Source organism: Kitasatospora sp. NPDC056327 (assembly GCF_042261735.1).
Classification (GTDB): Bacteria; Actinomycetota; Actinomycetes; order Streptomycetales; family Streptomycetaceae; genus Kitasatospora.
On sequence record NZ_JBHJRC010000083.1, the window covers coordinates 1 to 13,807 of the forward strand.

Here is a 13,807-nt window from a genome sequence, read left to right on the forward strand (position 1 = left end):
GCCCGGGCCCGGCCCCGGGCCGCCGCCGCCCCTCAGCCGAGCAGTTCGGCGAGGGCGCGGTCGGCGTCCAGGTGCAGGTGCTCCTCGCCCTCGGGGACGACCAGCCGGCTGCGCCACAGGAAGCGCCGCAGGTCCGCGGTGTCGAACTGGACCAGGGCGGTGCCCTCGGGCGCGCGCAGCTCGACCAGGGTGCGCCGGCCGAGGGCGGGCCGGACGTGGACGTCACCGATGCCGGAGGGCACCTCCAGGCCGGTGGAGAGCAGCCGGCGGGCGAAGACCCAGACGATGTCCCCGCCCTCCGGCCCGCGACAGTCGGCCGGATCGTCCAGCGAGAACTCGGCGGGGAAGGCCATCCGGACGGCCAGCGGGTCGTCCGGCCGGTAGCTCAGGGTGACCCGCAGCCGGGCGGAGCGGTGGGAGGAGAGGATCAGGCGGGCCTGGACGGTCTCTTCGGCGGTGACGTGCACGACGGTTCCCTTCGGTGCCTGAGGCCGGGTGACGGCTGTGGAGGGGTGGGGCGGCCTCACCCGGAAGAGAGGCGGTCGGGGGGGTTCCGCTTACCGGGTTTCCGCGACTTTCCACTGTGATCCACGTCACACCGATTTCCGGCCGGACCGCCCGTGCGCAGGCCGGACGCGGGCTCCGCCCGGCCCAGCCGTGGCCGCCCGAACGGCCCCGGGCCCGGTAGGCTGGGCGGGTTGCCCGAACGCCGTCCGACCGCGGGGCGAGGCCGCAAAACGGCCTCTGACCTGCGATGATCCCCCCTCGGAGACCGTGAGTACTGCCGCCGCCTCCTCGATGCCGCTCTTCTCCGACGCGAACGGGCCCGACGCGCCCGTCCGGGCCGCGGGCCATGCCGCGCCGCCCTCCTCGCACCATCTGTCGCCGGCCTTCCCCGGCCGTGCCCCCTGGGGCACCGCGGGCAGGCTCCGGGCCTGGCAGCAGGGTGCCCTGGACAAGTACATCGAGACCCAGCCGCGCGACTTCCTCGCCGTCGCGACCCCGGGCGCCGGCAAGACGACCTTCGCGCTGACCCTGGCGTCCTACCTGCTCCACAACCACCTGGTGCAGCAGATCACCGTCGTCGCGCCGACCGAGCACCTGAAGAAGCAGTGGGCCGAGGCCGCCGCCCGGATAGGCATCCGGCTGGACCCGGCGTACTCCTCCGGGCCGCTCTCCCGGGACTACCACGGCATCGTGGTCACCTACGCGGGCGTCGGCGTGAACCCGATGCTGCACCGCAACCGCACCGAGGCCCGCAAGACGCTGGTCATCATGGACGAGATCCACCACGCCGGTGACTCGAAGTCCTGGGGCGAGGCCTGCTTCGAGGCCTTCGAGCCGGCCTCCCGGCGGCTGGCGCTGACCGGGACGCCGTTCCGTTCGGACACCAACCCGATCCCGTTCGTCCAGTACGAGGCGGGGGGCGACGGCATCCGCAAGTCGGTCGCCGACTACACCTACGGCTACGGGCACGCGCTCGCCGACCACGTCGTCCGCCCGGTGATCTTCCTCTCCTACAGCGGCAACATGCGCTGGCGCACCAAGTCCGGCGACGAGCTGGAGGCCCGGCTCGGCGAGCCGATGACGAAGGACCTCATCGCCCAGGCCTGGCGCACCGCCCTCTCGCCGCAGGGCGAGTGGATCCCGGCGGTGCTGCAGGCCGCCGACCGGCGGCTCAGCGAGGTCCGCAAGGCGATCCCGGACGCCGGCGGTCTGGTGATCGCCACCGACCAGACGGTGGCCCGCGCCTACGCCAAGATGCTGCGCGGGATCTGCGGCGAGAAGGTCGCCCTGGTCCTCTCCGACGAGACCGAGGCCTCCAAGCGGATCTCCGACTACGCCGCCGGGACCTCGCGCTGGATGGTCGCGGTCCGGATGGTGTCCGAGGGCGTCGACGTGCCCCGGCTGGCCGTCGGCGTGTACGCCACCTCGATCTCCACCCCGCTGTTCTTCGCCCAGGCCGTCGGGCGCTTCGTGCGCGCCCGCAAGCGCGGCGAGACCGCCTCCGTCTTCCTGCCGACCATCCCGATGCTGCTGGGCTTCGCCAACGAGATGGAGGTCCAGCGCGACCACGTGCTGGACCGGCCGAAGAAGGAGGGCGACGGTCTCTTCGACGAGGAGGACCGGCTGCTCGCCGAGGCCGAGCGGGCCAACGACGGCCCGGACGGCGCGGGCGGCGAGGAGTTCTCCTACGAGGCGCTGGGCTCCGACGCGGTCTTCGACCGGGTGCTGTACAACGCCATGGAGTTCGGCATGCAGGCGCACCCGGGCAGCGAGGAGGAGGAGGACTACCTCGGCATCCCGGGCCTGCTGGAGCCGGACCAGGTGCAGATGCTCCTGCAGAAGCGTCAGCACCGGCAGATCCAGCGGAGCAAGGGCAAGCCGGCCGAGGAGGCCGATCTGCTGGAGCTTCCGGCCGAGCAGCGGCCCGTCGTGACGCACCAGGAACTGCGCGAGCTGCGCAAGGAGTTGAACGCACTGGTGGCCGCCTGGCACCACCGCACCAGCCAGCCGCACGGGACCATCCACAACGAGCTGCGCCGGCAGTGCGGCGGTCCGCTCACCGCGCAGGCCACCGCCAACCAGCTGACGGCGCGGATCGCCCGGATCAGGGAGTGGGCGAAGTAACGGTTCGTCGGCGGGTCGGCGGGCGGGCCATAAAGGTCATGTGACGTTCAGGTATACGCGAAGGATTTGTGGAGACAGTCGGTGTGCTGATCGGCTAATGTTCCGCGTGCCGTGCCCCCTCCGGGCCGTCGACGCCGCACACCCCCGTCCGGGCCCGGTCGTCGCAGCCCCGGCGAATCGGGCCGGCGCCTCACCGACCCGGGAGACGCGGCCACCGCCGCGCGTCCGGGCCTGTCTGTCTTTCAAGGAGCACACTCAACGTGTCGTACCAGCAGCCCTACGCCCAGCAGCCCGAGCTCTCCGACAAGTCGAAGGTCGTCGCGGGCGTCCTGCAGATCCTGCTCGGCGGCCTGGGCGTCGGGCGCTTCTACACCGGCCACATCGGCATGGGCATCGCTCAGCTGCTGACCTGCGGCGGCTTCGGCATCTGGGCGCTGATCGACGGCATCCTGTTCCTCACCAGCAACGACCGCACCGACGCCCAGGGCCGTCTGCTGCGCAGCTGAGCCTTGCGACCGATCGCGACGGCACGCCGCCCCGGGCCCGACGGCCGGGGCGGCTTCGCCGTGCCCGCGCGGCTGCGGACCGCGTGGGCGCCGGTCGGCGTGCTGCTCGGCGGCGCGGCCGGCGCCGCGTACCTGTGGTCGCGTGACCCGCACCTGCCCGGGCAGGCGCTGCCGTTCTGCCCCTGGCGCAGGGTCACCGGCCTGGACTGCCCCGGCTGCGGCGGCACCCGGATGACCTACGACCTGCTGCACGGGGACCTCACCGCGGCCTGGCACGACAACGCGGCACTGCTGCTCGTGCTGCCCCTGGTCGCCGGCGCCTACCTGGTCTGGCTGCGGCACGGTCTGGCGGGCCGGCGCTGGCAGCCGCCGCTCGGCCGCCGCGGCACGGCCGTGCTGCTCGGCGCGGCGGTGCTCTGGACCGTGCTGCGCAACCTGTTCTGAGGCGGCCGGGGCCGGTCGTCCCGCTCCGACCGGTTCGGACACGCTCCGCGGCCGGACCGTCCGAAACTCGGACTGTGGTCGAACTTGTGATCAGGCGACCGGGGCGTTTCATGATGGTATGTCCCGGTTTTCCGGGGCAGGTGCAATTGATCTTGACCGAATTTTGGACAAACACTTCCGCCGCCGCATTTCCTTCATTACCTTTCCCACACGCTCTCCCGCCGGGCAACCCCCCGCGGGACGGGCGCCGCAGGGCCCCAGGACGTCAAGGACGACTCTCCGCGGCCCGAGCGCGGCCACCCACCTGCGCGCGACACCCGAGTCCCGGACCGGCCGGCCCGCCGTTCCGCGACCCGCCGCGGAAAGGAATGCGCGTCGTGACTGCAGAGACCTCCCAGACCCTGGACCGCGGTGTCCGGGTCCTCAAACTCCTCGCCGACTCGGAACGCGGGCTCACCGTGACCGAGTTGGCGGCCCGGCTGGCGGTCAACCGGACCGTCGTCTACCGGCTGCTGGCCACCCTGGAACAGCACGGGCTGGTCCGCCGGGACATCGGCGGCCGGGCCCGGGTCGGCCTCGGCGTGCTCCGGCTCGCCCACCGGGTCCACCCGCTGCTGCGCGAGGCGGCGCTCCCCGCGCTGCGCAGCCTCGCCGAGGACCTCGGCGCCACCGCCCACCTCACCCTGGTGGACGGCAACGAGGCGCTCGCGGTGGCGGTGGTCGAACCCAGCTGGACCGACTTCCACGTCGCCTACCGGACCGGGCTGCGCCACCCGCTGGGGGAGAGCGCGGCCGGGCGGGCGATCCTGGAGGCCCGGGGCTTCCCCAGCCAGCGCCGGCCGGAACAGGGCTTCGTCATCACCCGGGCGGAGGAACAGTCCGGGGCGTGCGGCGCGGCCGCGGCGCTGCTCGGGCTGAGCGGCATCGAGGGCAGCGTCGGCGTGGTGATGCTGAACGGGCTCGTCCCGGAGCGGGTCGGCCCGCGGGTCGTCGAGGCGGCCACCGAGGTCGCCGACGCGCTGCGCTGACCCGGCCCGCGGGCCCGGCCCGCCGCGCCGGCCCGGCGACCCGGCCCGGCGTGGGTGCCGGGACGGGCGGGCGGGCCGTTCGGGTGGCCGTGTGCGTGCCCGGCGGAGGGCTCCGGTGTGTTTGGATGCCTCTGTGTCCGACACCAAGCTGCCCACGGCCCTGACCTCCTCCCGGACCCGGGCCCTCGCGCTCTGCGGGGGCCTGGTCACCGCGCTGTTCGGCGTGGCCGCCTTCGTCCCGCTGCCGTACACGCTGACCTGGCCCGGCGTGACCGCGGACACCCTCGGCAGCTACCAGGGCCGTCCGGTGCTCACCATCACCGGCGCCCCGGTCCGCAGCACCCAGGGGCAGCTGCGGATGGTCACCATCTCGGCCACCAACCCGGGGGAGCGGACCACCCTCTGGCGCTCGCTGCAGGCCTGGTTCGACGAGGGCGAGGCCGTCCGGCCCACCGACACCGTCTACCCGCAGGGCGACCCGGCCGAGGCCGAGGAGGTCACCGCCCAGCAGATGACGGAGTCCCAGGACGCCGCGACCACGGCCGCGCTCTCCTACCTGCACCTGTCGCCCGCACAGGTCAAGGTGAAGGTCGACCTCGGGGACATCGGCGGCCCGAGCGCCGGGCAGATGCTCGCGCTCGGCATCGTCGACAAGCTCGCCGGGGACGGCAAGGGCGGCGACCTCACCGGCGGCCTGAACATCGCCGGCACCGGGACCATCGACGACCAGGGCGTGGTCGGCCCGGTCGGCGGCGTGCCGCTCAAGACCCGGGCGGCGGCCCGGGACGGCGCGACCGTCTTCCTGCTGCCCAAGGACGAGTGCGCGGACGCCGGGGTGAACACGCCCGCCGGGCTGCGGCTGGTCCCGGTCGGCACCCTGGCGGAGGCGGTCTCCGCGCTGGACGCGCTGCGCGCCGGCGGGGCCGTCCCGGCGTGCTGAGCGGCGCCCGCCGAACACCGCCCGGCTGAACACCGCCCGCCGGGTCCGGGTCGCCGGGTCCGGCCCTCAGGCCCCCGGGGTCCGGGCGGGCCGGGCGCCGGTCACTCGGCCGCGGCCTGGTCGACCAGTGGCAGGATCCGGTACGGCACCGGGTTCTCCAGCGCGATCGCCGTCGAGGACCGGACGATCCCGTCGAACCCCACCACCCGGTCGATGACCCGCTGCAGATCGGCGTTCGACCGGGCCACGATCCGCACCATCATGTCCCCGTGCCCGGTGATGGTGTGCAGTTCCAGGACCTCCGGCACCGCCGCCAGGTGCCGCCTGACGTCCGTGCCCTGGCCCTGGGAGATCTCCAGGGTCGCGAAGGCCGTCACCGGGTAGCCCAGCGCCGCCGGGTCCACCTCCGGACCGAAGCCGCCGATCACCCCGCGCGCCTGCAGCCGGTCCAGCCGGGCCTGCACGGTGCCGCGCGCCACCTGGAGCCGGCGCGAGCACTCCAGCACGCCGATCCGCGGCTCCTCGGCGAGCAGCCGGATCAGCCGGCCGTCCAGCGCGTCGATCGCGTCGTTGGTGCTCCCGGCGGGGGCGCCGACCGCTCCGGTCCCGGCGGTGCCGCCCGGTCCGCCGCCGGCCGCACCGCCCGGCGCGGCCCCGGTTCCGCCCTCCGGCGCACCGGAATGTCCTTGTCCAGCAGGCGAGTTGGACGATCCGGGGGTGCCGGTGGTGTGGGCGGGGGGCATCGGGGGTTCCGTCCTCCGGTGGGCATTCTGTACAGCGGTGCGGCCGATTCTCCCGCCCCGGAGCACAGCTTGACCAGGAGGAAACGGAACAGTTGCGCGGAAGTCGGCCCGGCGCCACCCTCCAGCCACACCCCTGTGCGCCCTCCCCACCCCCCGGGCGCCGGGGAACCCGTGATCCCGCACCCCACCGGGAGGGCCGTCATGACCGACACCGCCGCCGAACGCGTGTTGCTCGCCGCCGGGCCCGGCCGCGCGGGGCCGGGCACCGGGGGCCCTCCGCGCCTCGGGGCCCCGACCGGCCTCACCGGCCCGGACGCCGGTCCGGAGGAGCCCGGACTCGTCCCGATGGGCCGGGCCGACGCGGTGGTGTTCGCGGTCGCCGACGCGGAACGGGCGGCCCACCGGTACGCCGTCGCGCTCGGGCTGCGCTGCACCGCGTACGCCGGTCCCGAGACCGGTGAGCCGGAGACCGTCTCCTACGTGCTGCGGGCCGCCGGCACCAGGTTCGTGCTGACCTCGGTCGTCCAGGTGATCGGCCCGCGCGGCCGGGAGCTGGCCGGGCACCTCGCCCGGCACGGCGACGGGGTGATCGACTTCGCGGTCGCCGTGCCGGACGTCTGTTACGCGTACGACTACGCCGTCGACCGGGGCGCGGCCTCGCTCGCCGAGCCCTACGAGGTGCGGGACGCCTACGGCACCGTGGTGCTCGCCGCGATCGGCGTGCCCGGCGGGACCAGGCACACCCTGGTCGACCGCTCCCGGTACGGCGGGGCCTACCTGCCCGGGTACGTGCCCTTCGAGCGGTGGTGAGGCGGCGGGAGGGACGACGGAGGAGGTGACGGGGCCGGGCGGGCTCAGCGGGTGACGATGTCGACCGTCGGCGGGTGCCCGTTCCAGTAGACGAAGACCGAGTTGGCCTGGGTGTCCTTGGTGAAGTCCACCCGGATCCACTGCGGTCCGTTCCAGACCTGCATCTGCCAGCCCGAGTCCGGCGTGGCCGTGACCAGCGAGGCGTGGTCCGCCTGGAGGTCCAGCGCGACCTTGCCCCCGGCGACGGGGTAGCTGTGCACGGACGACGTCGCGGTCGCGGCCGGCGCGGGCCGGTGCGAGGTCGGCGCGGGGGCCGACGCGGTGACCGGGGCCACCGGCTTGTGCGGGGCGGCCGGCGGCTGGGTGGTGCGCGAGGGAGCCGGCGGCTTCGGCTGCTCGGCCGATTCCGGCTGCGCGGCCGAGGGCGCCGGAGAGGATCTCGCGCCCCCGGCCGACGCCGGTGAGGGCAGTTCCAGTGCGCTGGGCCGTTCGAACGCGGCTCCGGTCAGCACCGCGTGCACGCCGAACCAGGAGAGCGCCACCGCCGCCCCGGTGGCCGCCGCCCAGGCGCCGAGTTGTACCAGTCCGTTCCGCATCGTGCGGACATCCTGCCGTATCAAGGGGGCGGGCAGGTGAGCGGCCCGGTACTTCCACAGGGAACTTGCACAAAGCCGTCTCCTTCCGGCCGGACCGGCGCGAACCACCCCGAGGTACAGACCATTGGTTGCCGATGGCGTACCGTGCAGCCCCATGGCAACAGTGCTCGTGGTCGAGGACGACCCCTTCGTGCGATCCGCCCTCATCCGCCACCTGACCGACACCGGCCACGCGGTTCGCAGCGTGGGCACGGCACTTGAGGCGCTGCGCGAGGTCGCCCAGGTCGGCTGCGACCTGGTGATCCTCGACCTCGGCCTGCCGGATCTGGACGGCAGCGAGGCACTCAAGATGATCCGTGGTCTGACGAACGTTCCGGTGATCATCTCCACCGCCCGGGACGACGAGGCCGAGATCGTCCGGCTGCTCAACGACGGTGCCGACGACTACCTCGTCAAGCCGTTCTCGGGGGAGCACCTCAGTGCCCGGATGGCGGCGGTGCTGCGCCGGCTCGGCGGCGGCTCGGCCCCGGTCAGCCAGGTGCTCCGGGTGGGCGGGCTGGCCATCGACCTCCAGCGCCGGGAGGCCTCGCTGGACGGGCGGGGCCTCGACCTGACCCGCCGTGAGTTCGACCTGTTGGCCTTCCTGGCGGCCCGGCCGGGCGTGGTGGTGCCGCGCAAGGAGATCCTGGCCGAGGTGTGGCGCCAGACCTACGGCGGCGACCAGACCATCGACGTGCACCTGTCCTGGCTGCGCCGCAAGCTCGGCGAGACCGCGTCCAGCCCGCGTTACCTGCACACCGTGCGCGGCGTCGGCGTCCGGCTGGAGGCGTCCGGCCATCCCGCCGGACCCGGCGCCGTCCCCGTGGAGCGCCGGACATGAGGCGGTTGCGGCACTCGCTGCGCTGGGCCCTGATCAAGGCCGCCGTGGCCGGGACCACCATGGTCGCGCTGGCCTTCCTCATCCCGCTCGGCCTGATGGTCCAGCAGACCGCCCGGGACCGGGCGTTCACGGCCGCCGAACGGCAGGCCGCGGCGCTCGGTCCGGCGCTGGCGATCACCACCGACCAGGACGCCATCGCGCGGGCGGTGGCGTCGACGGACGCGGGGGCGCAGGAGCGGATGGCGGTCCACCTGCCCGCACCGGCCGGGACCACCGCGTCCGGGACCGGCTCCGGTCAGGCCGGCGGCGCGGGCGGGGTGGCCGCGGCGCCCGGCGGACCGGGTGCCGCGACGGCGACGGGGGCGGGCACCGCGACGGCCGCCGGGCCGGCGACGGGTGCCTCGACGGGGGCCGTGGGCAGCACGGCCGCCGGCGCCCCGGCCGCGACGGCGGCGGCCCTCGGGTCGCCGGGCATGGCCGCCGTGTCGGGCTCCGGCCCGACGGCCGGCGCGACCATCGGCGAGGTCCGGGCGCTGGACGCCGACGTGACCACCGCCCTGGTCCAGGGCCGTTCCTTCACCGTCCAGGTCCCCGGCGGCTACGCGCTGCTCCAGCCGGTCGCCGTGGACACCGCGCGGACCGCCGTGGTCGAGGTGTTCGTGGCCGACGGCGACCTCACCCGGGGCGTCGCGACCGCCTGGCAGGTGCTCTCCGGCGTCGCGCTCGGGCTGGTCGCCATCTCGGTGCTGGTCGCCGACCGGATGGGTGCCAGGATCGTCGGCTCGGCCCGCCGGCTCGCCGGCGCCGCCCGCTCGCTCGGGGCCGGCAACCTCGCCGTCCGGGTGCCGGTGGACGGCAAGCAGGCGGCCGGCAGCCCGGTGGAGCTGCACGAGGCCGCCCACGCGTTCAATGCGATGGCCGACCGGGTCGTTCAACTCCTGGCCGCGGAGCGCGAGTTGGCGGCTGACCTGTCGCACCGCCTGCGCACCCCGCTGACCGTGCTGCGGCTCAACGCCGCCTCGCTGGGCGAGGGCGACGCGGCCGACGCCACCCGGCACGCCGTGTCGCAACTGGAGCGCGAGGTCGACCAGATCATCCGCTCGGCGCGCCGGGCGCCCGAGGACGCGCCCGCCGTCACGGTCGGCTGCGACGCCGCGGAGGTGATCCGCGAGCGGGTCGGCTTCTGGTCCGCGCTCGCCGAGGACGAGGGCCGCGGCTGGCAGCTGGCCGGCGCCGACCGCGAGACGCCCGTCCCGGTCCAGCGCGGCGACCTCGCCGCGGCGGTGGACGCGCTGCTCGGCAACGTCTTCCGGCACACCACGATCGGCACCGCCTTCTCGGTGGACGTGCTGCCCACCGACAGCTCGGTGATCGTGCTGGTCGGGGACGCCGGCCCGGGCTTCACCGACCCGGAGGCCGCCCTGAAGCGCGGCGAGGGCCACGGCGGCGAGGGCTCGACCGGCCTGGGCCTGGACATCGTCCGCAAGCTCGCCGAGGCCACCGGCGGGGACCTGGCGCTCGGCAGGTCGGCGGTGCTCGGCGGCGCCGAGATCAGGCTGCGGCTGCGGATCCGGCAGGACGGCACCGTCCCGGCGCGGACCGGCAGACGGCGCGGCCGCGGACCGCTGTTCCCGCGCTGAACGGGGCTGCCACGGACGGGTGATGAAAGGTTTCAGCGCTTGAACGCGGCCCTCCGGGCCCCGGAGAGGAGCCTGCCCTCCTCTTTCTTAAGCGCACCGTAAGGGAGTTCTACCCCTGGCTCAGCAGGCGGTTTCCGGCCATTCGGCGCCGCTAGCGTCGTCCGCGTCGGTCACCCCCCGACCGACCCGCCAGCCCCGGAGGTAAGCCCCCATGACGACCCAGCAGCCGCACCGCCGCCCCGGCGGCCGCCGTCGGCGCAGCCGCAAGGGCCTGCTGATCGGCGCCTCCGCGGTCGCGGCCGCCCTGGTCGCCGGGGGCGTCGTCGTGCTCGCCTCCTCGGCCAGCGCCGCCTCGCTCGGCGCCGTCTACAGCCGCACCAGCAGCTGGGACTCCGGCTTCACCGGCCAGTACCTGGTGACCAACCCGGACAGCGGCGCGATCGACGACTGGACGCTCACCTTCGACCTGCCCGAGGGCGCGAAGATCGACTCGCTCTGGAACGCCACCTTCACCGCCGACGGCCGGCACATCACCGTCAAGCCGGAGGCCTGGAGCAAGCGGCTGGAGGCGGGCCGCAGCGTGGTGGTCGGCTTCGTCGCCCGGGGCAGCGGCGCGGCGCAGGCCGAGCCGGGCAACTGCCTGATCAACAACGCGGCCTGCAAGCCCGGCGACGGCACCGCCCCGACCCCCTCCGGCCGGCCGACCACCACCCCGACGGCCGCGCCGTCCGGCTCGGCCTCCGTCCCGGCGTCCGCCTCCGCGACTCCCGGCTCCTCGGCGTCGGCCCCGGCCCCGGCGAGCACGTCCGCTTCGGCGAGCGCCCCCGCGACCGCGAAGCCGAGCACCGGCGCCCCGAGCCCGACCGCCACGGCGACCACCCGGCCCACCACCCCGGCGCCGACGGCCACCACGGCCGCGCCCACCACCCCGGCGCCCACCACGACCGGCGCTCCCGCCCCGGCCGGCGCCGGCTTCGCCCCGTACGTCGACACCTCGCTCTACCCGCCCTACGACCTGGTCGCCACCGCCAAGGCCACCGGCGTCAAGGACTTCACCCTGGCCTTCGTGGTCTCCGGCGGCGGCTGCACCCCGAAGTGGGGCGGCGTGAGCGACCTCGCCGCCGACGCGGTGGCCGCCCAGATCGGCGCCCTGCGCGCGGTCGGCGGCGACGTCCGGGTCTCCTTCGGCGGCGCCAACGGCACCGAACTGGCCCTCGCCTGCTCCTCGGTCGCCGACCTCACCGCCGTCTACCAGAAGACCGTCGACGCCTACGGCCTCACCAAGGTCGACTTCGACGTCGAGGGCGGCGCGATCGCCAACGCGGCCGCCAACACCCGCCGCGCCCAGGCGATCGCCCAGCTGCAGAAGAACGCGGCCGCCAGGGGCCGGACCCTCGACGTCTCCTACACCCTGCCCGTGCTGCCCTCCGGCCTCACCCAGGAGGGCGTCAACCTGGTCGCCGACGCCCGGAACAACGGCGTGGCGATCGGCGCCGTCAACATCATGGCGATGGACTTCGGCGACGGCGTCGCCCCCAACCCGCAGGGCCAGATGGGCAAGTACGCCATCGCCGCGGCCACCGCCACCCAGGCCCAGGTCAAGAGCGTGCTCGGCCTCGACGACGCGGCCGCCTGGCGCAAGGTCGCGGTCACCCCGATGATCGGCGTCAACGACGTGGCCAGCGAGGTCTTCACCGTCGCCGACGCCAAGCAGCTCGCCGACTTCGCCAGGACCAAGCACCTGGCCTGGCTGGCGATGTGGTCCGGCACCCGCGACAAGGCCTGCGAGGGCGGCGCCAAGGCGTACGCCGACGCGAGCTGCAGCTCGATCGTCCAGCAGCCGCTGGACTTCACCCGGGCCCTCGGCGCCTACACCGGCTGACCGGCCCGTCCACCGACCCCGGCCGTCCGTGCCCCGACCGCAACGGGGCACGGCCGGCCGGATCCATCTCCCCGCCGGTGACGCTCAGTGATCTTGGTCGGCCGGACCGGTCGCCGGCCATCGGGTATCGTCGCTGGTTGGCCGACCGGCGGACGGAGCGAAGAGTGACAGCGGTGCAAGACGAGCGCGACGCGGTGCCCGGCGCACCCGACGAGGCGCCCGCCCCCCTGTCGGACCGGCTGCGGACCGCGCTCGGTGCCCCCGTCCGCGCGCTCCGCGAAGCCCCGCGCCGCCCGCTGCTCACGGCCTCCGCGGTGGCGTTGTTCTCCCTGCTCGCCTACGCGGTGGTGCGGCACTTCGCGCACACCTCGATGGTGGACATGCTCGTCTACCGGGCCGAGGGCGCCGCCGTCGTCAACGGCGAGGACCTCTACGGACTGCGCGTCACGCAGTGGGACCTGCCCGCCACCTACCCCCCGTTCGCCGCGATGCTGTTCGTGCCGACGACCTGGTTCCCGGTGCCGTTCCTGCGGGTCGCGGTCACGCTGTGCAACCTCGGACTGCTCGCCCTCCTCGCCCACCTGTCGTTCAAGCTGGTCGGCTGGCCCCGCCGCGACCTGCGGGCGATCGGCGTGATCCTGGTCACCGGCACCGGCGTCTGGCTGGAGCCCGTCTACACCACGCTGCGCTACGGCCAGATCAACCTCGTCCTCGCCTGCCTCATCCTCTGGGACCTCACCCGGCCCGACGGACGCCGCGGCAAGGGCATCGCGATCGGCATCGCCGCCGGCATCAAGCTCACCCCCGGCCTGTTCGCCGTCTACCTGCTGCTCACCGGCCGGGTCCGGGCCGCGTTCGTGGCCGGCGTCACCTTCGTGGGCACCTTCCTGCTCGGCGCGCTCCTGCTGCCCGACGCCACCTGGGGCTTCTGGACCAAGTACCTCTACGACTCCTCGCGGGTCGGCAAGACCGAGATCGTCGACAACCAGGCGCTCAGCGGCGCCGTCGCCCGGCTGCTGCACACCGCCGAGCCCGGCATGGCCGCCACCCTGGCCGCCGTCGTCGTCGCGGTGGCCGGCCTCGGCATCGCCGTCCGGGCCGCGCGCAGCTCGCGCCGGCTGTCCCGCTCCGAGGCCTGGGGCGTCTGCTGCGCCGCCGTCACCGCGGTGCTGATCTCGCCGATCAGCTGGACCCACCACTGGGTCTGGTGCGTTCCCGTGCTCGTGCTGCTCGCCCGCGAGGCGGCGGTCGAGCGGGCCCGCCCGGCCGCCGTCCGGAAGGTCCGCTGGCGGGCCGCCTTCGGGGCCACGCTGGTCGCCTTCCTGTCCTTCTCCATGTGGCTCGCCAAGCCGAAGGGCGCGCTGGTGCTGGAGCTGTCGCCGCTCCACCAGATCCCGACCTCGGTCTACCCGCTCGCCGGGATCTGCTTCCTGCTGGCCGCGGCGCTACGCGTCCGCGCCCGGCGCCCCGCGGCCGGTGCGCCGGCGGCGCTGCCCGGCCAGCGCGACGGGGGACGGCCGGACTCGGCGAAGGAGCGTCAGCAGGCCCCCGCGGCCCGCTGAGGCACCGGGCGCGGACCGCTCCCGGCGGGCGGGCGGGCCGGGAGGCCGCGCCGTCCTCCGGACGACAGGCCGGCAGGGCACCGGGCCGGGGGCCGGGCCGGCGGTCCGGCGCGGGACCCGGGCCGCGGTCGGGCCGCGCCGCCCC

The 13,807-nt window shown here is 74.9% G+C and carries 13 protein-coding genes; 10 read left to right on the plus strand and 3 right to left on the minus strand.

Annotation, left to right across the window (positions count from 1 at the left end; genetic code table 11):
- Positions 1-32 precede the first annotated feature (32 nt).
- Positions 33-467, minus strand: coding sequence for an SsgA family sporulation/cell division regulator (locus tag ACFCX4_RS14785; protein ID WP_376142273.1), 435 nt, complete (start codon positions 465-467; stop codon positions 33-35).
- A 331-nt stretch (positions 468-798) separates the two neighbouring features.
- Here ACFCX4_RS14785 and ACFCX4_RS14790 point away from each other — a divergent pair, with 331 nt between their 5' ends.
- The 5 genes from ACFCX4_RS14790 to ACFCX4_RS14810 all read left to right on the plus strand — a co-directional run bounded on the left by ACFCX4_RS14790 (position 799) and on the right by ACFCX4_RS14810 (position 5,549).
- Positions 799-2,631: a DEAD/DEAH box helicase gene (locus tag ACFCX4_RS14790; protein WP_376142336.1), complete on the plus strand. Its 1,833-nt coding sequence runs from the start codon at positions 799-801 to the stop codon at positions 2,629-2,631.
- Positions 2,632-2,891: 260 nt separating this feature from the next.
- On the plus strand, positions 2,892-3,137 hold the full coding sequence (locus tag ACFCX4_RS14795; protein ID WP_376142276.1) for a TM2 domain-containing protein: 246 nt from the start codon (positions 2,892-2,894) through the stop codon (positions 3,135-3,137).
- A 3-nt stretch (positions 3,138-3,140) separates the two neighbouring features.
- Positions 3,141-3,581 (plus strand): DUF2752 domain-containing protein, encoded by a 441-nt coding sequence (locus tag ACFCX4_RS14800; protein WP_376142279.1) that lies wholly within the window; start codon positions 3,141-3,143, stop codon positions 3,579-3,581.
- Between the two features lie 377 nt (positions 3,582-3,958).
- Complete coding sequence (locus ACFCX4_RS14805; RefSeq protein ID WP_376142281.1) at positions 3,959-4,609, plus strand: IclR family transcriptional regulator; 651 nt, start codon at positions 3,959-3,961, stop codon at positions 4,607-4,609.
- A gap of 133 nt (positions 4,610-4,742) precedes the next feature.
- Positions 4,743-5,549, plus strand: coding sequence for a S16 family serine protease (locus ACFCX4_RS14810; RefSeq protein ID WP_376142284.1), 807 nt, complete (start codon positions 4,743-4,745; stop codon positions 5,547-5,549).
- Between the two features lie 101 nt (positions 5,550-5,650).
- On the opposite strand, the gene ACFCX4_RS14815 is transcribed toward ACFCX4_RS14810, so the two are convergent.
- A complete protein-coding gene (locus tag ACFCX4_RS14815) occupies positions 5,651-6,112 on the minus strand; it encodes an Lrp/AsnC family transcriptional regulator (protein ID WP_376142339.1) in 462 nt (153 codons plus the stop codon).
- 381 nt (positions 6,113-6,493) lie between these two features.
- On the opposite strand from ACFCX4_RS14815, the gene ACFCX4_RS14820 reads away from it, so the two are divergent.
- Positions 6,494-7,102, plus strand: coding sequence for a VOC family protein (locus ACFCX4_RS14820; protein WP_376142287.1), 609 nt, complete (start codon positions 6,494-6,496; stop codon positions 7,100-7,102).
- Positions 7,103-7,146: 44 nt separating this feature from the next.
- Here ACFCX4_RS14820 and ACFCX4_RS14825 read toward each other — a convergent pair whose 3' ends face one another.
- Positions 7,147-7,698 (minus strand): hypothetical protein, encoded by a 552-nt coding sequence (locus ACFCX4_RS14825; RefSeq protein WP_376142289.1) that lies wholly within the window; start codon positions 7,696-7,698, stop codon positions 7,147-7,149.
- A 154-nt stretch (positions 7,699-7,852) separates the two neighbouring features.
- On the opposite strand from ACFCX4_RS14825, the gene ACFCX4_RS14830 reads away from it, so the two are divergent.
- The 4 genes from ACFCX4_RS14830 (at position 7,853) to ACFCX4_RS14845 (ending at position 13,662) form a co-directional block, all read left to right on the plus strand.
- Positions 7,853-8,578 (plus strand): response regulator transcription factor, encoded by a 726-nt coding sequence (locus tag ACFCX4_RS14830; protein ID WP_376142292.1) that lies wholly within the window; start codon positions 7,853-7,855, stop codon positions 8,576-8,578.
- A gap of 59 nt (positions 8,579-8,637) precedes the next feature.
- Positions 8,638-10,218 carry a sensor histidine kinase gene (locus ACFCX4_RS14835; RefSeq protein WP_376142341.1) on the plus strand — a complete coding sequence of 527 codons (1,581 nt, stop codon included), beginning with the start codon at positions 8,638-8,640 and terminating at the stop codon, positions 10,216-10,218.
- 211 nt (positions 10,219-10,429) lie between these two features.
- Positions 10,430-12,100, plus strand: coding sequence for a cellulose binding domain-containing protein (locus tag ACFCX4_RS14840; protein ID WP_376142295.1), 1,671 nt, complete (start codon positions 10,430-10,432; stop codon positions 12,098-12,100).
- A gap of 164 nt (positions 12,101-12,264) precedes the next feature.
- Positions 12,265-13,662: a glycosyltransferase 87 family protein gene (locus ACFCX4_RS14845; RefSeq protein ID WP_376142297.1), complete on the plus strand. Its 1,398-nt coding sequence runs from the start codon at positions 12,265-12,267 to the stop codon at positions 13,660-13,662.
- Positions 13,663-13,807 lie beyond the last annotated feature (145 nt).

Bases quoted from the DNA above. Each gene is read 5' to 3' on its own strand.
- ACFCX4_RS14790 (WP_376142336.1), top strand. From the start codon at position 799: ATGCCGCTCTTCTCCGACGCGAACGGGCCCGACGCGCCCGTCCGGGCC.
- ACFCX4_RS14820 (WP_376142287.1), top strand. From the start codon at position 6,494: ATGACCGACACCGCCGCCGAACGCGTGTTGCTCGCCGCCGGGCCCGGC.
- ACFCX4_RS14825 (WP_376142289.1), bottom strand. From the start codon at position 7,698: ATGCGGAACGGACTGGTACAACTCGGCGCCTGGGCGGCGGCCACCGGG.
- ACFCX4_RS14830 (WP_376142292.1), top strand. From the start codon at position 7,853: ATGGCAACAGTGCTCGTGGTCGAGGACGACCCCTTCGTGCGATCCGCC.
- ACFCX4_RS14835 (WP_376142341.1), top strand. From the start codon at position 8,638: ATGGTCGCGCTGGCCTTCCTCATCCCGCTCGGCCTGATGGTCCAGCAG.
- ACFCX4_RS14840 (WP_376142295.1), top strand. From the start codon at position 10,430: ATGACGACCCAGCAGCCGCACCGCCGCCCCGGCGGCCGCCGTCGGCGC.